A 21270-nucleotide genomic window follows, 5' to 3' on the forward strand; every position below is an offset into this window, starting at 1 on the left:
AGACATTCCGGACATTCCTGGCATTTCAGACATTCCCGGCATTTCAAACATCCCTGGCATCCCAGACATCCCCTGCATTCCGATCATTCCTGGCATTCCGGGAGCAACTTGCTCTCCCATAACTCCATACGGTTCCTGATAAGCAGGCGCATATCCATAGGGGTTCATGGCATTTGGATGCATAGCATTTGGATGCATTGCGTTAGGGTACATAGCATTTGGGTGCATAGCATTTGGATGCATAGCGTTAGGGTGCATAGCGTTAGGGTGCATAGCGTTAGGGTGCATAGCGTTAGGGTGCATAGCATTTGGATACATCATTTCATGATGATATTCCTGAATAGGCATTGCTTGAGGTCCGCAACAGGTGGATGGTCCGTATGGAATCGGCCAGCCGTAGCCCTGCTGCTGATGCATTCCGCCATACATCTCATTCGGATGTACGGAATGATGCGGATAATTCTCGCCCATTAACGGATGCTGCCACGGAGATTCGTAATGCTTGTTATCCATTAGATGCTCCGGGCATGGCTCCATGGAATATCCCATTACAGGCGCTTGATGGAACGGAGCGTTTGAAATTCCCGGATACTCGCCTCCAAAGGAGTGTTGCATTTCCATTCCCATTACCTGCTCCTGAGGCATTTGTGGAAAATCATAATATGAGGACACCATCTCGGCATGCATTGGATACTGATAAAACAAATTTTCGTTCTCCATTTTTGGCCCCTTATCCGAACACCCGCATGGAGAGGAAGTATGAGCAGGAGCAATATAAACGGGTTGTTCTACCTGATAATGATAAGGAGAAGGGAGGACCGGATATTCTTGTTTAGGCGGGCAAGGCTCTTCTGCTTTAATATGCTCGATCTTAATGTTCTCATATTGAATCGGTTCATAAGTAATATGCTCTACATCGATTTCTACTTGGATCGGAACAGGAACGGGTGCTGGCTTCGGCGGCTCCACATTCTCAGGTGCCGGGGCCGGTAATGGCACCGGGGCCGGAGCAGGAGCAGGAATCGGCTTAGTTTGTTCAGGTTTCTGCCCTCCCGCTATAGGCGCCGTATTTTTCTTTCCGGTTGGCCCGGACACAATCGGCGCCTGATTGGCATTGTTTTCATTTGCGGGAGGATCCGACGGCGCGTTCTGTCCTTGGGTCGGAATATTGACGACTTCTCCAACCTTAAGCACATTGGGATCGCTCAATTGAGGGTTGGCTTGAATCAGGGACTGCAGCGGAAGCCCCCAGGCTTTAGCCAGCTTCCATAAAGAATCTCCCTGTTTGACTGTATGCTTGTAAACATTGGCTCCTTCGCCATCAACCGGAACAGCGGACGACGGAATCTTTACCTTGTCGCCTAGATTGAGTTGATCCGGATTAACGATTTTCGGATTGGCCTCAATCAGCTTTTGCAAAGGCACCTGATACTTTTTTGAGAGATCAAATAAAGTGTCGCCCTTTTTAACAATGTGGATTTTCACGCGTTAAAGACCTCCTAGAATTCTTCTCCGGTACGCGACTCTCCCGCCCGGGGCCCAATTAATACATCCTATGCAGGAGCCCATGTTTTTGACATCCCCGCACAATAAAAAAATCCTATCCGTCTCTTCCGAAACGAACAGGATTTTGATTCAAAATTCTAAGAATACGCGCTTGCTATGCAATTACCACACTTTTAAGCCGTCTTTGTCAACGATGCTACGGAACTCTTCAAGCAGCTTCAACGTGATCGGGCCTGCATGGCCTTCGCCGATAATCCGGCCGTCTACCTCGCGTACCGCAATTACTTCGGCCGCCGTGCCCGTCAGGAAAACTTCATCCGCTACATAGACATCATGAAGCGTGAATGGCTCCTCTTTGATTTTGAGGCCTTTATTGTTGCAAATTTCGATGATCGCCTGGCGAGTAATCCCGTCAAGAGCTCCCAAGTAGCAAGGAGGCGTAGTGATCACACCGTTTTTTATGACAAAAATATTATCCCCGGAACCCTCAGTAACGTAGCCTTGAGCATTCAGCATGATCGCCTCGCCCGCTCCCGACAGATTCGACTGGATTTTCACAAGAATATTGTTCAAATAGTTCAGGGATTTGATCTTCGGATTCAAGGCATCCGGGAGATTCCGTTTGGTGGAGACGGATACGGTCTTAAGCCCGGTTTTGTAAGCTTCCTCCGAGTAAATCGCGAGTTGCTCCACAATAATAACGACCGAAGCCTTCGGACAACGGTTCGGGTCGAGTCCCAAATTGCCCATCCCGCGCGATACGACCAGGCGGATATATCCATCGCGCAGTTCGTTGCGGCGCAGCGTTTCAACAAGAGCCTCCTCCATTTCCTGAAAGGTCAGCGGAATGTTGAGCATGATCGATTTTGCCGAGTCATACAGACGGTCCAAGTGTTCTTTGCATTTGAAAATATTGCCGTTGTAGATACGGATTCCTTCAAATATCCCGTCACCGTATAAAAAACCGTGGTCGAATACCGAAACTTTTGCATTTTCCTTGGTTACGAATTGTCCGTCTAAATAGATCCATTGTTCTGCCATTATTTCTGCACCTCCGATTTTAATCCTTCATAAGTGTAACTGGGATAACTGCCCAGAATCCGTACCTGGCAGCCCAAAGCCTCAATTTCCCCGATCGCGGACGGAAGAAGCACCGAATCCATCGGAGCAAGCACATCCATATAAAAGTAATAATTACCCAGCCGTTTTTTGGTGGGCCGGGATTCGATTCGCGACAAGTTCAGTTTCCGCCAGGCAAACGCCGAGAGAACCTGATGAAGCGCGCCCGGAAAATCCTCGGGCAAGGTAACGAGAATGCTGGTCTTGGCCTCGGAAGGCCTAGAACCGATTTGCAAAGGCGACGGCCCGATCAACGCAAACCGGGTATAGTTATTGTCGTGGTCCGTAACCTTTTCCGCAAGAATATCAAGTCCGTGATGTTTGGCTCCTAAGGTGGTCCCTACCGCCGTCCAGCCGGAGCCGGGATGCTGCTTTACCAGCTCCACGGCCTCGGAGGTACTTCCTACATGCTCCAGCTCCGCATGAGGCATGCGGGACCGGATAAACTGCAGGCACTGCGCCATGGCCACCGGATGAGAGAGAACCTTCTTTACTTTCGAAAAGTCGATGCCTTCACCCGAAGAAGCTTCAAATTCGTTGCGATTGCCGACCAGATTTTGAATCGACGGGTATACCCATTCGACCTGCATCGGAATGTCGACCTCATGGACAAGCCAGTCCATATGCAAACTGACCGAGCCTTCAATCGTATTTTCCATCGGAATCACGCTGTAATCGCTGATGCCGTTTGCGGCAGCCAAGAAAACATCCGAAATTTGCTTATAATGTAGCAGTTCCACCGGTTCGTCTCCGAACAAGTGAAGCACCGCCTCGTGGGATACCGATCCTGCCGGTAGCAATGCTATTCGTTTCATGCTTTTACTTCCCCTTTAATCATATCCAGTAATGAAGAACCTTTAATCATAGTAAGCTCAGTAACGCCATGTGTGCAAGGTTTTAACCAAAGCGTCCTTGCCGTAATCCCTTCGTTCCCTAGCACACCCAATAAAAAGCTTCTAAGCTCTTCACCCTGATTATCCGTCCGGTCAACCAGTGCCAGCAACGTAGGGCCGGCGCCGCTGAGGGCTGTTCCAAGCGCTCCATGCTGGGTCGCTTCCTCCAGAATGCGTCCCATACCCGGGACGAGCGAGGCCCGATAAGGCTGATGCAGCCGATCCCGCATCGCATCCTTGATCAAATCCAGCCGGCCCATGGTTAAAGCGGCGGTCAGCAAGGAAGCGCGGCTTATGTTATAGACGGCATCGCTCATGCCAATTTGCTTGGGTAATACCTCTCTGGCTTTCGAAGTGGACAGCTGAAAATCCGGAATGGCTACCAGCACATCAAGCTGATCGGGAGGTTCGATGCGCAGCGCTTCCGCGTGCGCCCCGTCCCAAACAGCCGTGATGATTCCTCCGTATAGCGATGCCCCCACATTGTCCGGATGATGTTCAAGTGCCGTAGCCATATTGAATAGTCGGCCAAGGCTCAGTGGCGAACCGATCAGCAAATTGGCGGCATACAGGGCGCCCACGATAGCCGAAGCGCTGCTTCCAAGCCCGCGGGTCAAAGGAATATCGGAATACATCGTAATTTCAAGCTCAGGAAGCGATACTCCCGCTTCATCAAACACGGATTGGGCTACTTTATAAAGCAAATTGCTCTTGTCCGTCGGCAGTCCATCCAGATTCTCGCCATGCAGGTGAAAAACGGTGGCTTCCGCCGGTTTCATTTCGATCCATGCATAGAGGGTGAGCGCCATGCCGAGAGTATCGAAACCCGGCCCCAAATTGGCCGTGCTTGCCGGGACTTTTACCCGGACCCCTTCATTCCGGATCATGGCGCACCTCCCCTCCATATTCTATACAAGTTTGTGTCATGCACATGCCGTTCATAAGATGAAACTCCTTTTATGAATATGGGATACTTATTTATATAAAATTCAGGTTTACTAGCCTTCTACGCGATATACACTCTTAACCCGACGAATCACATCCAGGGTTTCGAAATGGTTCAGTACTTGATCCATACTAGCCTTGCTGGCGTTATGGGTAACAATCATAATTTCAGCGTCAGGAGTATCCACGTTAGGCGACTGGACTACCGATTCCAGACTTACTTCGTATTCAGCGAACACCTGTGTAATCTGAGCCAACACCCCGGCTTTATCAGATACCTGAAGCAGAAGGAAGTTTTTAAATGAGATCTGATCGTCATTTTTCAATTTTTTTGGTTTGTAAGGCACAATAGCTTTCAGACCGTTAACGCCCAGCTTCAGGTTCTTAACGACCGCGACCAGATCGGCAACGACGGAAGTGGCTGTCGGCATTTCGCCGGCCCCGGCTCCGTAGAACATCGTCTCGCCTACCGCTTCGCCATATACGTATACCGCATTAAACACTCCGTTCACCGCCGCAATCGGATGGCTCTTCTTCACCATGGTCGGCTGTACGGCGATACTGAACTCGTCATCCTGACGATCCGCGATCCCGAGCAATTTCATCTCATAACCGAGACGTTTTGCATACTGGATGTCTTCTTTGCTAACGGACGAAATTCCGCGAACCTGTACGTCCTGCAATTCTACATTGGTCCGGAACCCGAGCGTTCCGAGAATGGCCATTTTGCGGGCCGCATCAAGTCCTTCGACATCGGAAGTAGGATCCGCCTCAGCGTAGCCAAGCTCCTGGGCTTCAGCAAGGACGTCTTCATAGGAAGCCCCTTCCTGGCTCATCTTGGACAGGATATAATTCGTCGTCCCGTTGACAATACCCATGATTTTCATGATCCGATCCGAAGAGAAACCTTCAATCAAAGTACGTATGATCGGGATGCCGCCTGCCACGCTCGCTTCATAGAACACATCGCATTGCTTCTCCAGCGCTTTGGCCAAAATTTCAGATCCGTACAACGCCATCAGATCCTTATTGGCCGTAACGATGTGCTTTCCCCGGTCAAGGGCTTCCAGAATGTATTCTTTAGTGCTGGCAATGCCGCCCATTACTTCCACAATAACGTCGATTTCGGGATCGCGGATGACCTCCCAAGGATCTTCCGTCAACTTGCTTCGCTCTATTTCAATGTTCCGCTTCTTATCCAGACTCTTAACCGCTATTTTCTCAATGACGATCGGGGACCCGACTTGACTGCTCAAGTCCTCCTGATGTCCTTCAACAATCCGTACGACACCGGTTCCCACCGTGCCCAATCCAAGCAATCCTACTTTAACGGGTTTCACTTTCTGACCCCTCCCTTGTAATAAGTGGTAAAGAACGAATGACTTATCCCTGACCGACGATCTGCGTTTTTCTGACGCCGGGGGTGGTTTGAAGCAATTCCATCAAGGCATCCAATTCTTCCGTCAATCTGGAGGTTTCCACGGAAATAACCACATTGGCTCTGCCTTGAAGCGGTATGCTCTGATTGATCGTCAGAACATTTCCTCCCGAGCCGGCAATTAACGACAGCACTTTAGACAAAATACCCGAAGTGTGCTCCAGGTCAAAGGAGATAGTAACAATGCTGTCCCGCTCAATCTCATTTAATAGATGAATGCCATCTTTGTATTTATAAAAGGCACTTCGGCTCAATCCTACCTGGGCGACCGCTTCATGCACGGTTTTTACATCTCCGACAGCAAGAAGCTGCTTAACTTGCAACGTCTTGATGACAGCCTCAGGCAAAATATCCTCGCGGACCAGATAATAACGTTCCTTCACAAACGTCCTCCCCTTAGAGACTTATGTTTTCGTATAGTGGACATTATAACGGAAAGCTTCCCATGAGGCAATCCACATTTGTGTAATAGGCGCTATTTATAAGAAAAACGGATACTATATCCTGCTCTAGGATAGTATCCGTTTCATGGTGTACATGGACCTGCATTGCATCTTAATAATAGTAGCTGCTGCCTTCAACAAATTCAAATTCAAAATCGCCGATGCGGACCAAGGTTCCGTCTTTAGCGCCCCGGTTCCGCAGCTCCTCGTCCACACCCATATGGCGCATAGTCCGGGCCAATTTCAAGATCGCGTCATGGGTATGAAGCTGCATACGCTTCATCATCCGCTCGATCTTAGGACTCTCGACGATAAACATCTCGTTCTCTCTCCGGATCGTGAAGCTGTTGTCTTCCGCTTTATCCAGTTTGTAAATTTTCCGTTCGCTGAGCTCCGTAACCTCTTCGATAGCCGGAGCTTCCGGAATTTCATCCAACATATCGGCAGCCCGGTAAAGCAGTTCTTGCACGCCTTGGCGGGTCAACGAAGAAATAGGGAGAATCTCCAGGTCCGGTCGGATTTCCTTCACTTGTTCGCGGAACTTCTCCAGATTCTCCTCCGCTTCGGGCATATCCATTTTATTGGCGGCCACGATTTGTGGACGGCTCTCTAAATCGGCATTATAGAGCTTAAGCTCATCATTGATCTTCATCCAGTCGTCAAAAGGATCCCGCCCTTCGGAACCGGCCATATCAACAACATGAATAATGATCCGGGTGCGCTCCACATGACGCAAAAATTCATGTCCAAGCCCAACACCTTCATGAGCTCCTTCAATAAGCCCCGGGAGGTCGGCCATGACGAAACTGCGGCCTTCACTGACATCTACGACACCGAGATTCGGCGTAATTGTTGTAAAATGATAGGCTCCGATTTTCGGTTTGGCTGCCGATACGACGGACAACAGCGTCGATTTGCCGACGCTCGGGAAACCGACCAGACCGACATCCGCCATCACCTTCAGCTCAAGCACAATCCAGCGTTCCTGACCTTCCTCGCCATGCTCGGCCAATTCCGGGGCCGGATTGTTCGGCGTAGCGAAGCGAATGTTTCCGCGTCCTCCGCGTCCTCCTCTTGCCACGACGATTTGCTGGCCGTGATGCGTCATATCCGCCAACACTTCCTGCGTGTCGTCATCAATAAGGACCGTACCCGGAGGAATGCGTACTACCATACTTTCCGCATTAGCGCCGTGCTGGCTCTTGTTGCGTCCCTTTTCCCCGCGTTCCGCCTTGAAGTGACGTTGGTACCGGAAATCCATCAACGTTCTGAGGCCCTCGTCGACCCGGAATATGACGTCGCCGCCTTTGCCCCCGTCGCCGCCGGCCGGTCCGCCATCAGGCACATACTTCTCTCTGCGGAAAGCAACGATTCCGTCTCCGCCATCTCCGCCTTTAACATATATCTTTGCTTTATCTACAAACATGCATTCACCTCATTCTAGTTTGCGCAAGCTACGCGGAGTCTTAAGGATTCGGGTCTCGAATCGATCTGCTCCGCCAGCACTCTTTTGCCGGTATTCCATTCATTCAGGTGGCGTTTTAATATCTCTATATTGTCCAACGTATGATCTTGCCGTTCAAACATGGCCAGCACTTCGCCGCCTTCCCGGCAAATGGACAATTTAAGCTGCAAGACCTCTCCCCAGGAGGAACGTCCCGTAAACTGATATGCCCGGATCGTCGAAATAATCGCTTCCGTGAATTGTTCCGCATCCTCCGCAGTCAACAGGTCTCCGAGTTGGAGGTCGTCCTGTATGCATACTTCAAGCTGGACCGAACCGTTCATTTCCCGAAACGAATGGAGGTAAAAAACAAGCGAAGGAATGCCTAACCTGGAAATTTTACTGTCCGCTGCCATCCGTTCCTTTATTCTTTCCACACAGCCCGCCAGTTTATCATACTTGCCCAGCTGGATATATCCGTATAAAATTTGCAGATCGTTCATCCAGTCATGGCGATGATGGCCAAGGGTCGCTGCAGCCGTCCGTTGAACGGATTCGAGCAGTTGCTTTCGCTCGTTTTCCGCCTGTCTGTTTACATACTTTACATACCCGAAAAATAGGAACAACAGGCATAAGCCGATAAGAGTATAGCCAGCCGGTGAATGAAAATAATACATAAGAACCAGACAAGCAATGGATAGCGCAGCCACGATCGCCGACGCCGTGAACCGATGTTTCATGAGTTACCCCGTTCCTCTAAACAGATTGGGCGAACCTTCCACCCTGACATCATTACCCAGTATATCACAAACCTTGTCCGAATAACGTTCCAAAATATATACTTTCTGCTTCACCCGGCGAAACAATTTCGGCTTATCTTTCCATCATGTCAAAAAGAAAGCCCCCGGCATTCACATGCCGAGGGCTTTCGAAAGTTATAACCGAAGCGAAGCTCTTAAGCTTCTACTGCAGCCGCTACAGGAGCGGTTTCCACTGGGTAGACGCTCACTTTTTTACGGTCGCGACCCCAACGTTCGAATTTCACGACGCCATCCACTTTTGCAAACAGCGTGTCGTCTTTACCGATTCCCACGTTGGTACCCGGATGAATTTTCGTGCCGCGTTGGCGAACAAGAATGCTTCCGCCGGTAACGGTTTGACCGTCTGCACGTTTAACGCCAAGGCGTTTCGCAATACTGTCACGTCCGTTCTTCGTAGAGCCTACGCCCTTCTTCGAAGCGAACAACTGAAGATCCAATTTCAACATTGTCCATCTACCTCCTTCTTTAAATAATAACGTCTTTTATTTTAATATACGATCCGTATGAGCCTTCGATACTCTGAAGCATAACGACCATGGATAAGAGCAGCAATTGCACCTGTTCAGCCGCTTTCGGAGCAACATCCCCGGGAAGTTTCGCGTTCAGAAAGCCGTTTTTCATTTCGGCATCCATCACGGTTCCCGTCAGCGCCTCGATAGAATTCACCGTACCAACAGTAACGGCGGATACACCGGCACATACGATATCCTGTCCTGATTCGGCGTAGCCAGCATGACCTGACACTTCAAACCCTGTTATGTCGTTATCCCTGCCGCGCAGAATGGAGACGATAATCATCTACCGCACCTACTTACGCTTGGATTTTCTCGATGGTCACTTTCGTGTAAGGTTGACGATGACCTTGTTTTTTGTGGTAGTTCTTCTTAGGCTTGTATTTGTAAACGACAACTTTTTGGCCTTTGCCGTGTTTTTCGACTTTCGCCGTTACACTTGCGCCGGATACCAATGGAGCTCCCGTTACCAAACCTTCACCTTTAGATACTGCCAACACGCGATCGAACGTCACGCTTGCGCCATCTTCAGCGTTCAATTTCTCGATGTAAAGAACATCGCCTTCTTGAACACGGTATTGTTTACCGCCAGTTTCGATAATTGCGTACATTTGCTTGCACCTCCTCATGTCTCAGACTCGCCTGATTTAGGTGCCGTTGTCCTTAAGAACAAACGGACTTTCTAACCCGATCGGAGCGGTTACAGCATGTGTACAAGGCTAACTCATAACACATACCTTAATATACTACCATGGGTTCATTAAGAAATCAATCATCACCTAAAAAAATAGGTTGCTCCCTCATTCTTTTCCGGGTCATTTCCAGCAATCCAAGCTTGGTCCAGCCTAATATATGATGCTGTGTCCGATCCCCGTTCAGTGAAGCTTCCAACGTATCGCACACGGCCGTACGATGATGCTCGCTGCTCATATCAATGAAATCGACAATGATAATTCCGCCGGTATCCCGGAGCCGGACCAGCCTCGCAATTTCCCGGGCCGCCTCCACATTCGTCCGAAATACGGTATCTTCCAAATTGTCTCCGCCGGTAAATTTCCCGGTATTCACATCGATCACCGTCAAAGCTTCCGTCGTGTCCCAAACCAGATACCCGCCTCCGGGCAGCCACACTTTGCGCTGAAAATCCTTATCCAGTTGCTGCTTGATTCCGTAGTAATCAAATAGAGGAATATCGGCCTTGTAAATTCGGACATTCGGTTGTTTACCTTGCAGCATTGCCGCCAAAAAAGCAGTCGCCTCTCCGGCTTGTTCCGGGCAATCCATGATCAGCTCATCCGTTGCCGGGCTATACACATCCCGCATCAGCCGTTGAACCATGCTAAGATCATGATGTAAAGCGGCAGGGGCGGAAGCTTGTTCACCTTTAAGCAAAATCGTTCCCCATTGCTCTCTTAACTGGGCAAGATCCTCCGCGACCGCTTCTTTCTCCGCATATTCGGCAACCGTCCGCAGGATAAGCCCTTCTTCAGGCGTACGCAGCTCCTCCCCGATCTCTCTGAGACGGGAACGTTCTTCCTCTTGCCCGATTTTCTTGGATACGGCAACATACCCGGCTGACGGCATATAAACAAGCCAACGACCGGGTAGCGAATAGTGCGTCGTTACGCGCGCCCCTTTGTTTCCGATTGCTTCTTTAACTACCTGCAAAATTAATTCCTGTCCCGGCTTAAGCAAGTCCGAAATCGGAGGCTTTTGCTTAGGCTGTTTCTCCAAATGAGGATGCAATAAATCATCGATATATAGGAATGCATTCTTCTTCTGGCCGATATCAACGAAAGCAGCCTGCATACCGGGTATCACATTCATGACTTTTCCTTTAAAAAAACTGCCTACCAGTCCTCTTTTTTGAGAACGCTCCGCTGCATATTCCACCAATTTTCCTTCTTCAAGCAGCGCCATCTGGGTGGAATCAGGGCCGCAGTGAACAATCAACTGTTTCATTGACCTCACCCTCACTCTTACGTTCTATCCAAGCCGTCTTCTTCATTATAACATGGCCTCCCATAATCAAGCGCCGGGATCTCCCCGCAAATAAGAGGAAATTACCCGCTGCTCCGGCACCACAGCTACAATATTCCCTTGAGCATTCATAATATATATGAAATGATACTTTTCCCTTTTAAAGAGACGCAAAAGTCCGTCCAAAGGTTTCGCTTTGTCGGCAACAATCGGCTGTGCCAGACTCCCGGCCAATAGATGGCGGGCAAATTCATTCTCTCGGTTAACGAGAAACCGCAAGAAACGGTACGGGATATTTCGATAATCCGTTATATTGGAATAAAGCAAAAACACGCCTACCAATAACAGGTTCATTTGCAGCGCCCCATAACCCAGCACCAGCGGAGCAACAGAATACACCGTCACAAGCAAACTGAACAGGATGCTGATGCGAAGCGACCAAACCAGCGTGGAATGAAACGGAAGCCCCTTACTGCATAAGGCCTGGCAAACCTTTCCTCCGTCCAGCGGCAAAATCGGGAGCAAATTAAACAAGGCGATTAACAAGTTGCTTTCTACAAAATAAGAAAAAAACGGCCCCTCCCAAATGCCGGTGGCATGAAGAAGCCAGGAGATTCCAATCATCAGCAGGTTTTGCGCCGGTCCGGCCAGCGCAATGGCCACCTCACGTCCGGCAGTCAAATGTCCGGTATCCTCCATGACCGCAACGCCGCCAAAAGGGAGCATTTGTATGGTCGATACGTGAATGCCGAATAGCCGGGCGCAAGCCACATGGCCGAGCTCGTGAACGAACACGATGGCAAACAAGGCAAGAAGTTCCAAAAAATGACCGGTAAAAATGGAAGCCAGCATAATTAGTATAAAAAAGGGATGAAAAGAGATATTGATGCCGCCCCACTTAATCAAAAGGAATCACATCCGCCGGATCAATATACCGATCATTTTTTTTCATCGCAAAATACAGGGTTGGAAATTCGTTCTCGCTCGGGGCTACGATTTTTCCAAGGACGTCGCCCCCCTCCACCCAATCGCCTTTGGCTACCGAGGGCTGTTCCAGATGTCCATAGACCGATACATACCCGTTCGCATGTTGAACCGTTACCGTCATTCCGGTTATGGCGTCACGGGCTACGCTGAGAATACGTCCCGTTTCTACGCTTTTAACCTGATCTCCGCCGCCCGAATCTCCCGTCGGGATAATCTCCACCCCTTTCAGGTTAAGGGCAAAAGGAGATGCCAATGTCCCTTCGATCGGAGTCACAAATCCGGTGACCGTCCCTACCTTTAAACCTTTCTCTTCATTGTGTTTAAAGATTGGAATAAAGGAAGGCGGCCCCCCAAAAGTACGCTCATACCAAGCCTCTGCGGCGCCAAAATCCATTTCCTGCGTAAGCGATTGGGCCACGAAGGCACGGACCGGAAGAGACCAGGCGGGCTCATACCGTTCAATTCCCCATAATGCAGCAAACAAAAGAGCGCTGATGATCATTCTCAGGAACAACATACTCCAAAATGAGGTCTTGTTGCCTCCGGAATAACCGCCGTCTCCCGAACCAGGCACATCGCTATCATTCCATCGGCCTTGCCCCCGTTTCCACAGGAGCTCGGGATCTGGCTCATCCACTTTTCTTGAAAATAGAGGCTTCGGCGCTTGCTTGTCTCCTCTGACCACTTCCGTATTTCCGGGCATTCCGTCCGCCGCGGGGGCATGTCCCGCTCCCGCTCCCGCCAAATCTCCGGCAGTCAACTGTCTGATGCGTTCTTCGCGGCGCTTTCGCACATTCGATTTCACATCCATTTCTCGCACCCTCCCGGTCACATCTCGTGATTTATATGTATGAGGGGCTTGACCGAAATATGAACCGCAAAAAAACCGATGCCCTTCGGCACCGGTTCTTTAATCCACTTTATACTTTTCCTGATGCAGCTTAATGCTGAATACCAATCCAATACAAAGCATATTGATCAGCAGCGAGGTCCCGCCATAACTAATAAACGGCAGCGTAATCCCCGTGATTGGCATTAATCCGATCATCATTCCGACGTTCTCGAAAATCTGGAACAAAAACATCGCGGCAATCCCGACGATCATATAGGCGCCTCGCTTGTCGATGCAATGCAAGGCAATGAGAATCATCCTGTAAATAAACAAGAAGTAGATGAGCAGCAGCAAGGCGGAGCCGAGAAAGCCGAATTCTTCACCGACCACCACAAAGATGGAATCCGAATAAGGATACGGGACGAACTTTTTATTTTTCAGTTCACCTTGCAAATAGCCGTCTCCCGTCAGCCCCCCGGAGCCGATTGCAATTTTGGCGTAACTGGACTGATGCTTATCATCGCTTGAAGCCTGGTCCGGATTAATGAACGTATTTATTCGCTGGTACCAGTGCAGCTTCTTATGCTGTTCCAAATAATCGTGAATCTGCACATTGTAAGTGTTGAAAATAGTAACAAAAGCAATTAAGGCAGCTATTACTACGGTTAGTCCGATGAGCACATGACTATACTTTGTATTGCCGATCCACAGCATCGCAACCAGGACGACCAGATAAATAATGGCGTTGCCCAAATCGGGTTGAATAAGCACCAAAATAAACGGAAGCAACGTCACTGCCGAGATGGGGATAATGTCCCGGCGAAAGCGCAGTTGCTGTCCGTTTCGCTGACCCAGCAAGTAAGCCGTAGTCAGAATCAGTATGATCTTGACGAGTTCGGCAGGTTGAAACTGCAGTCCACCCGGAATCATGAACCAACTGCGCGCTCCATTAATTTCCGGGGCAAACAAGAACACCAGGACAAGCAGGAAGCAGCCTCCCCCGTAAATATACCAGCTATATTTCAAAAGTGTCCTGTAATCAACCAAGGCCATAGCGAATACCACGATAAATCCCACGATATAGAATCCCAGCGTTTTCAAATCGTAAGCCCTGAATTGGGTTTCATACGGAGCAATGGCGCTTCGGACCAGCAGCGTGCTGAACACCATAAATACAAGGAGGATGCCCACCATTGGCCAGTCCACTTTTTTCAGTTTGAAAAACAAGTAATATCAACCCATTCCGAAAAACTTTTTGAAGCGCGTAAACATGCCCTTTTTCTGATCCAGCAGCATCAGGGGAACCGTATCGCCCAAAATCCGGCGGGCAATGTTGCGGTAAGCGATTGCCGCTCTCGAATCGGGGTTCATTACCGTCGGCTCACCGGAATTGGCCGCTTTGATTACAGACTCGTCATCCGGCACGATACCGATCAAGTCGATATTCAGCACCTGAAGGATATCCTCAATTTCGAGCATGTCGCCGGATTTGACCATATTTGCCCTGATCCGGTTTACGATCAATTTTGGCGAAGAGATATGGGAGCTCTCAAGCAGCCCGATAATCCGGTCCGCGTCCCGCACGGCCGCATGCTCCGGCGTAGTCACGACGATAGCCTGATCGGCACCGGCAATAGCGTTTTTGAAGCCCTGTTCAATCCCGGCAGGGCAGTCGATAATCACGTATTCATGATCTTTTTTCAATTCAAGAATGATGTCCTTGACCTGTTCAGCGGTCACCGCGTGTTTGTCCTTAGTTTGCGCAGCGGGCAGCATGTAAAGCTCATCGAATCGCTTGTCCTTCACCAGAGCCTGGTTTAAACGACAGCGTCCTTCAGCCACATCGATCAAATCATAAATGATCCGGTTCTCCAGTCCCATAACTACGTCCAGATTGCGCAGTCCGATATCCGTATCCACCAGACACACCTTTTTGCCAAGCAGCGCAAGCGCTGTACCGATATTGGCCGAAGTGGTCGTTTTGCCCACACCGCCCTTACCGGATGTGACAACGATAGCTTCTCCCATAGATTACACCCCTTTAAACGCGATAAAATCCGGTCTCATCCGGAGGATATTGCTAATTTTGTCTATCTGCATCTTCCCGTCACTTAAAAAAGCAAATTCCATACTAGTCTCCCGGTTCTCCCATTCATCCGGAGGCCGGCTGATAACCTCGGCAATTCTAAGCTGGGTAGGCGCCAAATAAGAGGCCGCAATTACCGCCTCTTCATTGCCCTCCAAGCCGGCATGCGCCATTCCTCTCAATGATCCGAGAATAAAAATATCTCCCGTACAGGCGATCGTTCCGCCCGGATTCACGTCTCCCAGGAACATCAGGTTCCCTTCATGATGGAGCACTTGCCCGGAGCGGACGATTCCGCACATCGTAGTCAATGATTTGAGAGGATCGGCAGCAGGCTCCGAATCCGGCATTTCCACGGAGCGAATCAGCAGGTTTCCCTTTTGCCTCAGGATATCCAGGATCGACTCTTTCTGGTCGTCGCTTACGATCCGCGTCCCCAGCTTTACGTCAACATGTATGATCGGACCGGTTAAAATATTTTGATGGCTATGTTCCAATTTATAACGCAACTCTTCCAGCAAAGTTCCGAGTTCACACTTGTCGTCCAGCAGGAAAACCAGGCCATCCTTGATGCCTTTGATTGTAACGTGATTGGGTTTTACTGTCATAAGCCTGTCCCTCCTCCCTAATCAATTCGAGCAGAAGGCGGAAAGTTCCTGCTTCTCCCGGGCAAAAGTCGGAAATCAAGCCTTGTCTTCGACTGAACGACGCTTGGTAATGATTTCTAGCTGTCGGCGAAGCGGTACATAAATGATCAACGCGAACACAAACTGCACGAACACATTCGGAATAATATGATTCATCAAAGCCCAGGCATACGGCTCGTGAACAAGTCCGAACAAGGAATAAGTACCGAACAATATCGAATCAAGCAGTATACTTCCGGTCAAAACGATAATCATCATTAATGGAAGCGGAGCTTGACGCGTCTTGGACAGAAGCCCCAGCAGATAGCAGGAGAATCCCATCGCGAACGAATAAGCGCCGATCATGGAACCATAGTATACAATATCCTGCAGCAAGCCGAAGCACAGTCCGAGCACCAGTCCGGTATGGCGATTTTCATATACGGAGAAAAATAAAATAGCGATATAAACCAGATGCGGGACGATGCGGGTCTCCCAGGAAGGCGGGATCAGCCAGGGGACGATGGTCCCCTCCACAATGAACAGAAGAAACAGCAGCAGAATCAGAATATATTTGCGTTTCCTCACTCTTTTTCAGCCTCCGGTGCAAAGACTACGAACAGCTCTTTCCAATCCGTAAAGCTCGCCGCCGGTTTAACCGTAGCCGTATAGGTCAACCCAAATTCGCCTACCTGGATATCCGTGACCTTGCCGATAATCATCCCGCGCGGAAATACCCCGCCGATTCCCGAGGATACGATAAGGTCACCCTCGGCAAGGGTCTTCTTGTCATCAATCCGGCTCATCAGGAAATTACCGCTGGTTTTGTCAAAGGACTCGATCACCCCGAAAATCTGATTCTCCTTACCTTGGGCCGTTACGGCAATCCCGTTTGAATTCGGATCTCTAGCATCCATGGTCGTTACCAGTTTCACCGTGGCGGTAAAATTGCTGACATGGCTGACGATCCCAACCAAACCTTCAGCGGAAGAGACGGCCATGCCTTCTTTGACGCCTTCCCGTCCGCCGATGTTGAGCACGATCGTCCGATTGACAGGATCATCATTCACGCTAATGACATGTGCGATCTTCCAGGTATAATCGTACATTTCCTTTTGAGCATTCGTAAATTTCAGGTCGTTCTTCAGGCGCTCGTTCTCCTGCTCAATCCAGTTATAGTAAGCCTTATCCCGCGTATAGTGGGACAGGGCGATTTTAAGCTGCTCATTCTCCTCCTGGAGCGCATGCAGTTCCGAGATATCTTCAAACAAGCCCGCTACGTAGCCAGCGGGCTTGTAAAACACGTATTGCACAAAGCCAACCGTGTCCTTGACAAACTTTTCCGGCCAGGACAATTTGGTTCTCGATCCGAGGGTGAAACCCATGACCGCAATGAAAAGGATGAGTCCCATCAGCAAAATAAACAGTCTTTTATTGCCAAGCAGCTTAAACAGTTTAAGCACCCTCCAACCTTACATATTTCTCCCTATCCCCTTAGCGGGGATTCTCCCGAATGATCAGAATGTTAAAAACCGAGAAAAACGGCTGTCCGTCCGCTGCCGGACGGGGCCGTTATCCAATGTGTGAAGCATTCTTCAATCTTAACGCTTGGAACGAAGCGCGGAGCTGCTCTTTGACTTAAACAAGTGAATGTTATCCAAGGCTCTGCCCGTGCCGATCGCTACGCAATCCAGCGGGTTCTCCGCAACGATAACGGGCATTCCCGTCTCGCCTGCAAGCAATTTGTCCAGATTGCGAAGCAGGGCTCCGCCGCCGGTCAATACGATTCCGCGGTCCATAATATCCGCGGCCAGCTCCGGAGGACATTTCTCCAAGGTGACTTTAACGGCATCCACAATAGCATTAACCGTATCGCTAAGCGCTTCGGAAATTTCGTCAGAAGTGATGGTGATCGTTTTCGGCAGTCCCGAAACAAGATCGCGGCCCCGAATTTCCATCGTTTCGACCTTTTCCAAAGCAAGCGCGGAACCGATATCCATTTTCAATTGTTCGGACGTTCTTTCGCCCACCATTAAATTATACTGCCGTTTAATGTACTGGATGATCGATTCATCCATTTCGTCGCCGGCAACCCGTACCGATTTACTCGTTACGATGCCTCCCAGAGAGATAACCGCAACCTCTGTCGTACCGCCGCCGATATCAACAACCATGCTTCCTGTCGGTTCCCAGACCGGCAAGTCAGCGCCGATTGCCGCTGCGAAAGGCTCCTCGATCGTATAAGCTTCACGAGCTCCGGCTTGTTTGGTCGCATCTTCTACCGCGCGTTGTTCAACGGCCGTGATGCCGGACGGAACGCAAACCATCACGTTAGGATGGCGCTGGAACAGCGAACGCTGCTTCTGTGCCTGGCGAATGAAATATTTGATCATTGTTGCCGTCGTATCAAAATCGGCGATAACCCCGTCCTTCATTGGACGAATGGCCCGGATATTGCCCGGAGTTCTCCCGATCATTTTTTTGGCCGACTCGCCGACCGCCACAATATTTTTAGTATCGGTATGAATGGCGACTACCGAAGGTTCTCTCACGATAATTCCTTTTCCACGGATATAAACCAGGGTATTTGCCGTCCCCAAATCGATTCCCAAATCTTTCGTAAAGCCACCTAACATGCTGTATCTCCCTTTCCTTCTGTATCTTATCTATTATATTACATCAAGCCTTGCTCCTTCAAACTGACGAATTTTCCGTCCCCGATGACAATGTGGTCCAACACGTCGATCCCAACAATATCTCCCGCCCGGCACAGCCGTTCCGTCATCCGGATATCCTCCGGACTAGGCGTCGGGTCCCCGCTGGGATGATTATGGGCGCAGACGACGGATGCGCTGCTGCACTTGATTGCGGCGCGAAACACTTCCCGCGGATGAACGATAGAAGCATTTAAACTTCCGATCGACAGGGTCTCCTGAGCAATGATATGATTTTTCGTATTTAAAAACAGACAAACAAAATGTTCCTTATGCAAATACCGGAGTTGTTCCATCAATAAATCCGCCGCATCATGCGGGCTGCGAATCGTCTGCGCTTCCGGCAGGCGCGTTCTGGCTAACCGTTGACCAAGCTCTATACCAGCCTTGATCTGCACCGCTTTAGCCGGTCCGATTCCTTTCATTTTCGTCAATTCATCTAGACTGAGATCCAAGATGCCCCGGATCCCTCCATTTTCCGCCAGTATCCGCTGAGCCATGTGAATCGCGGACTCCTGACGCGTCCCCGTCCGCAGCAAAATAGCAAGCAGTTCCGCCTGACTTAGCGCGCCTGCCCCATATTGCAGCATCCGTTCTCTGGGCCGTTCTTCATTAGGAATATCACGCAGCATATAAGTTGCAATTTCCAACATGATCCCTCGCTTCCGAATGGTTTTGGCAAAGCAACGCTTTGCGGGCAAAATACATTCCGGAAGGATATGCTTTATCTCTTCCTGATTCTAAAACACGGCAATTCCGAATGAAGCCAGCATCTCGGCCAGCAATGACAACGGTAATCCGACGACATTAAAATAACAGCCTTCGATCCCGGTCACGATCGTCGACCCAAGTCCTTGAATGCCGTAAGCTCCGGCTTTGTCCAGTCCTTCTCCGCTGGCAGCGTATGCTTCGATCTGCTCCTCGGTCAGCGCCTTCATCGTCACTACTGTCATTCTGTAATCCACCCGGGTCTCGCCGGTAAGGCTGTCTATACAGGCAACGCCGGTATAAACCTGGTGGCTCCTCCCCTGCAACGAAGAAATCATAGAGGCGGCCTCCTGCTTGTCCTTCGGCTTGCCCAGCACAACATGATCCCTGACAACAACCGTATCGCTACCGACGATGACGCCTTGACGATCCTGAGGATTCAAGCTCAGGTATACGGCGTCCGCCTTCCGTTTGGCAAGCTCTGTCACGATGATTTCCGGCGACCAGTCCTCCGGTGTCGTTTCATCGGCATGACTCGGCACAACTTCAAACGGAATATGTAAAGAAGATAACAGTTCGCGTCGGCGCGGGGATGTAGATGCAAGAATGATGCGGCGTGCTGCTGAGGATTCCAAGGGGCACTACTCTCCTTTAACGGTTCGGATTTCCAAAGAAAGCCTCTCTTCCTTCGGTTCCGTCTCTCACAGGGCTTAGATGGCGGAAAGATTCGACAACGATTTCACTGTCATCCTCGCCATTTTTTGACACCCCATTATTATAAGGTTTATTCAGCGGCAATACAAACACAAAAACGGTAAGGGGAAGTATTACCAATCCCTTACCGTTTTTTACCGAATTTCAGCGGTCAGCTTCCGGAACCCACTAGTTTTTGCTCAGCCAGAATAAAGCTCATAATCTCGTCCTGGACTTCCCAAAGCAATGTTTTGGCCCCTTTTTTGTTATATTCAGCCATAGCTTCTACAGCACTGTTCATCGCCTTTTCCATCTCACTGACCTCCGCCGCAAAGGTCTCCGGCTGCTGGCCGCGGATTGCGGCTGCGCTTTCTGTCCACAATTGATGACTCTGCCCAAGCTCCCCCAGCTCCTCGGCCGTTAGCATTTGAGGGGAAACTTCGACCAGACGCGATGCCGATAAGGAACTAAGCAATTCTATCAATTCGGCACTTTGGGCAAAATACCGTTCCAGCGATACCACGTCCCCGTTGAATACCACCTCGGCCGAAGTAGGCAGCGCGATTTCATGCAGGATGAGATTGACTCCGGCCGTCTTGAGCTGGCTGCTGAGTAATTTGGCTTGTTCACGATCAGGGGAAACACCGGCGTAAACCCGCTTTTCGTCAACGGTGTCCCTGGCCGCGGCAATCCCGGATTCCTGCAATTCCTTCTGCGCGAGCACCACTCCTTCAGCCGTGCTAAATACCCCATACTGAAGAAAATGGTAAGTTTGCTCCGGCAAAGCAATGTTTACCGGTACGGAGTTTACCGAGCCTGCGTTATCCTCTTCAATAATCTGACCGAAGACAGGGATATCCGTAACGGCTTCTCCTGCCGCCGTTTGATTAGGGACGGAAATCCCCGGGATGGGAACGGTCACTTCGCCATTGAACATGGAGAGGACTACAAATCCGAACAACGCCCCGGTAACGATGGCGCCTGTCAGTGACCCGGCAACCTTCCACCATGACGTACGGCGCGGGGCGTGATTACCGTAAGACGGAACGACCATTCCGTGAGTCCCGGTATAATCCGTAAACGGGTCTCCCCAATCCTCCGCCAGTTCAACGGCGCGATAGGTGGTTGGGTCCCGATCACTCCGCTCGTTATAAACAAAACCGGTATCATCCTCGGAGACAGGTTTCCTTGAGTATTCAGGCTCGGCTTCCAGTGTATGTGACGATGACGGTGACGGTGGCGTTGTGGGTACGACTTCTAAAGTGCGCTTTTGCTGAGATTGCCGTTCCACTGAAACATGCCGTTCCTGCGGGATTTGTTGTTCCTCCGGGGATTGGCGATCCTGTGAGATTTGGCGATTCTGCGAGGTTTCCCGCCCTTGATCGTCAAATCGGAAAGTCATTTTAGCGTTATTCACGTTCCGCACGCTCCTTGTCCATTCTTCTAAAAATACAATATGAATGGAGAGGAGCTTATATACCAGCCAAAAATAAAAGAGCAACCCCGAGAGTATCGGGGTTGCT

At 50.0% G+C, this 21270-nt stretch carries 23 protein-coding genes and 1 other annotated feature (1 of these 24 running past the window's edge); all 23 genes read right to left on the reverse strand.

What is annotated here, in order from left to right:
- Window positions 1–1485, reverse strand: partial view of a LysM peptidoglycan-binding domain-containing protein gene (locus NYE70_RS10890; RefSeq protein WP_341045965.1) — the 5' portion only. 351 nt of this gene lie to the left of the window's left edge; 1485 of the gene's 1836 nt are visible here — the first part of the coding sequence; its start codon is at window positions 1483–1485; its stop codon lies beyond the left edge, outside the window.
- A 183-nt stretch (window positions 1486–1668) separates the two neighbouring features.
- On the reverse strand, window positions 1669–2547 hold the full coding sequence (gene ilvE, locus NYE70_RS10895; protein ID WP_213656085.1) for a branched-chain-amino-acid transaminase: 879 nt from the start codon (window positions 2545–2547) through the stop codon (window positions 1669–1671).
- Window positions 2547–3440: a prephenate dehydratase gene (pheA, locus tag NYE70_RS10900; protein WP_211023208.1), complete on the reverse strand. Its 894-nt coding sequence runs from the start codon at window positions 3438–3440 to the stop codon at window positions 2547–2549. Before pheA ends, ilvE begins: the two co-directional genes overlap by 1 nt.
- Complete coding sequence (gene thrB / locus NYE70_RS10905; protein WP_341045966.1) at window positions 3437–4405, reverse strand: homoserine kinase; 969 nt, start codon at window positions 4403–4405, stop codon at window positions 3437–3439. Before thrB ends, pheA begins: the two co-directional genes overlap by 4 nt.
- Before the next feature lie 111 nt (window positions 4406–4516).
- Window positions 4517–5803: a homoserine dehydrogenase gene (locus tag NYE70_RS10910; RefSeq protein WP_341045967.1), complete on the reverse strand. Its 1287-nt coding sequence runs from the start codon at window positions 5801–5803 to the stop codon at window positions 4517–4519.
- 43 nt (window positions 5804–5846) lie between these two features.
- Window positions 5847–6284: an ACT domain-containing protein gene (locus NYE70_RS10915; RefSeq protein ID WP_211023215.1), complete on the reverse strand. Its 438-nt coding sequence runs from the start codon at window positions 6282–6284 to the stop codon at window positions 5847–5849.
- A gap of 172 nt (window positions 6285–6456) precedes the next feature.
- Entirely contained in the window at window positions 6457–7770 is a 1314-nt protein-coding gene (obgE, locus tag NYE70_RS10920; protein WP_341045968.1) for a GTPase ObgE, read from the reverse strand.
- Window positions 7771–7784: 14 nt separating this feature from the next.
- Window positions 7785–8528 (reverse strand): Spo0B domain-containing protein, encoded by a 744-nt coding sequence (locus tag NYE70_RS10925; protein ID WP_211023219.1) that lies wholly within the window; start codon window positions 8526–8528, stop codon window positions 7785–7787.
- A 215-nt stretch (window positions 8529–8743) separates the two neighbouring features.
- The gene (gene rpmA / locus NYE70_RS10930; RefSeq protein ID WP_044481732.1) at window positions 8744–9055 is read right to left on the reverse strand and encodes a 50S ribosomal protein L27; all 312 of its coding nucleotides are present in this window, start codon (window positions 9053–9055) and stop codon (window positions 8744–8746) included.
- 19 nt (window positions 9056–9074) lie between these two features.
- A complete protein-coding gene (locus tag NYE70_RS10935) occupies window positions 9075–9407 on the reverse strand; it encodes a ribosomal-processing cysteine protease Prp (protein WP_211023221.1) in 333 nt (110 codons plus the stop codon).
- A gap of 13 nt (window positions 9408–9420) precedes the next feature.
- On the reverse strand, window positions 9421–9732 hold the full coding sequence (rplU, locus tag NYE70_RS10940; RefSeq protein ID WP_044481735.1) for a 50S ribosomal protein L21: 312 nt from the start codon (window positions 9730–9732) through the stop codon (window positions 9421–9423).
- 13 nt (window positions 9733–9745) lie between these two features.
- Window positions 9746–9833 (reverse strand) — a sequence feature (ribosomal protein L21 leader region).
- 56 nt (window positions 9834–9889) lie between these two features.
- Window positions 9890–11083: an Rne/Rng family ribonuclease gene (locus tag NYE70_RS10945; protein WP_213656089.1), complete on the reverse strand. Its 1194-nt coding sequence runs from the start codon at window positions 11081–11083 to the stop codon at window positions 9890–9892.
- A gap of 66 nt (window positions 11084–11149) precedes the next feature.
- Window positions 11150–12007 (reverse strand): M50 family metallopeptidase, encoded by an 858-nt coding sequence (locus NYE70_RS10950; RefSeq protein ID WP_341045970.1) that lies wholly within the window; start codon window positions 12005–12007, stop codon window positions 11150–11152.
- Entirely contained in the window at window positions 12000–12899 is a 900-nt protein-coding gene (locus NYE70_RS10955) for a M23 family metallopeptidase (protein WP_341045971.1), read from the reverse strand. Before NYE70_RS10955 ends, NYE70_RS10950 begins: the two co-directional genes overlap by 8 nt.
- Window positions 12900–12998: 99 nt before the next feature.
- Window positions 12999–14147, reverse strand: coding sequence for an FtsW/RodA/SpoVE family cell cycle protein (locus NYE70_RS10960; protein ID WP_211023229.1), 1149 nt, complete (start codon window positions 14145–14147; stop codon window positions 12999–13001).
- A 6-nt stretch (window positions 14148–14153) separates the two neighbouring features.
- Complete coding sequence (minD, locus tag NYE70_RS10965) at window positions 14154–14948, reverse strand: septum site-determining protein MinD (RefSeq protein ID WP_211023231.1); 795 nt, start codon at window positions 14946–14948, stop codon at window positions 14154–14156.
- A gap of 3 nt (window positions 14949–14951) precedes the next feature.
- Complete coding sequence (minC, locus tag NYE70_RS10970) at window positions 14952–15614, reverse strand: septum site-determining protein MinC (protein ID WP_213656091.1); 663 nt, start codon at window positions 15612–15614, stop codon at window positions 14952–14954.
- 75 nt (window positions 15615–15689) lie between these two features.
- Window positions 15690–16220, reverse strand: a complete 531-nt coding sequence (gene mreD / locus NYE70_RS10975) for a rod shape-determining protein MreD (protein WP_211023236.1) — start codon at window positions 16218–16220, stop codon at window positions 15690–15692.
- Window positions 16217–17095, reverse strand: coding sequence for a rod shape-determining protein MreC (gene mreC / locus NYE70_RS10980; protein ID WP_211023238.1), 879 nt, complete (start codon window positions 17093–17095; stop codon window positions 16217–16219). The genes mreD and mreC overlap by 4 nt, the downstream gene beginning before the upstream one ends.
- Window positions 17096–17233: 138 nt before the next feature.
- Window positions 17234–18268: a rod shape-determining protein gene (locus NYE70_RS10985; RefSeq protein WP_211023240.1), complete on the reverse strand. Its 1035-nt coding sequence runs from the start codon at window positions 18266–18268 to the stop codon at window positions 17234–17236.
- Between the two features lie 38 nt (window positions 18269–18306).
- Window positions 18307–18999, reverse strand: coding sequence for a RadC family protein (radC, locus tag NYE70_RS10990; RefSeq protein WP_211023242.1), 693 nt, complete (start codon window positions 18997–18999; stop codon window positions 18307–18309).
- Between the two features lie 87 nt (window positions 19000–19086).
- Window positions 19087–19689, reverse strand: a complete 603-nt coding sequence (locus NYE70_RS10995; RefSeq protein ID WP_211023244.1) for a Maf family protein — start codon at window positions 19687–19689, stop codon at window positions 19087–19089.
- 230 nt (window positions 19690–19919) lie between these two features.
- Complete coding sequence (locus NYE70_RS11000) at window positions 19920–21164, reverse strand: SPOR domain-containing protein (protein ID WP_244861638.1); 1245 nt, start codon at window positions 21162–21164, stop codon at window positions 19920–19922.
- Window positions 21165–21270 lie beyond the last annotated feature (106 nt).

It is taken from the genome of Paenibacillus sp. FSL R5-0407, from assembly GCF_038009185.1.
Lineage (GTDB): Bacteria > Bacillota > Bacilli > Paenibacillales > Paenibacillaceae > Fontibacillus > Fontibacillus vini.

Bases quoted from the DNA above. Each gene is read 5' to 3' on its own strand.
- rplU (WP_044481735.1), bottom strand. From the start codon at position 9,732: ATGTACGCAATTATCGAAACTGGCGGTAAACAATACCGTGTTCAAGAA.
- NYE70_RS10985 (WP_211023240.1), bottom strand. From the start codon at position 18,268: ATGTTAGGTGGCTTTACGAAAGATTTGGGAATCGATTTGGGGACGGCA.
- pheA (WP_211023208.1), bottom strand. From the start codon at position 3,440: ATGAAACGAATAGCATTGCTACCGGCAGGATCGGTATCCCACGAGGCG.
- radC (WP_211023242.1), bottom strand. From the start codon at position 18,999: ATGTTGGAAATTGCAACTTATATGCTGCGTGATATTCCTAATGAAGAA.
- thrB (WP_341045966.1), bottom strand. From the start codon at position 4,405: ATGATCCGGAATGAAGGGGTCCGGGTAAAAGTCCCGGCAAGCACGGCC.
- NYE70_RS10925 (WP_211023219.1), bottom strand. From the start codon at position 8,528: ATGAAACATCGGTTCACGGCGTCGGCGATCGTGGCTGCGCTATCCATT.
- rpmA (WP_044481732.1), bottom strand. From the start codon at position 9,055: ATGTTGAAATTGGATCTTCAGTTGTTCGCTTCGAAGAAGGGCGTAGGC.
- minC (WP_213656091.1), bottom strand. From the start codon at position 15,614: ATGACAGTAAAACCCAATCACGTTACAATCAAAGGCATCAAGGATGGC.
- NYE70_RS10945 (WP_213656089.1), bottom strand. From the start codon at position 11,083: ATGAAACAGTTGATTGTTCACTGCGGCCCTGATTCCACCCAGATGGCG.
- minD (WP_211023231.1), bottom strand. From the start codon at position 14,948: ATGGGAGAAGCTATCGTTGTCACATCCGGTAAGGGCGGTGTGGGCAAA.
- ilvE (WP_213656085.1), bottom strand. From the start codon at position 2,547: ATGGCAGAACAATGGATCTATTTAGACGGACAATTCGTAACCAAGGAA.
- NYE70_RS10935 (WP_211023221.1), bottom strand. From the start codon at position 9,407: ATGATTATCGTCTCCATTCTGCGCGGCAGGGATAACGACATAACAGGG.
- NYE70_RS10955 (WP_341045971.1), bottom strand. From the start codon at position 12,899: ATGGATGTGAAATCGAATGTGCGAAAGCGCCGCGAAGAACGCATCAGA.
- obgE (WP_341045968.1), bottom strand. From the start codon at position 7,770: ATGTTTGTAGATAAAGCAAAGATATATGTTAAAGGCGGAGATGGCGGA.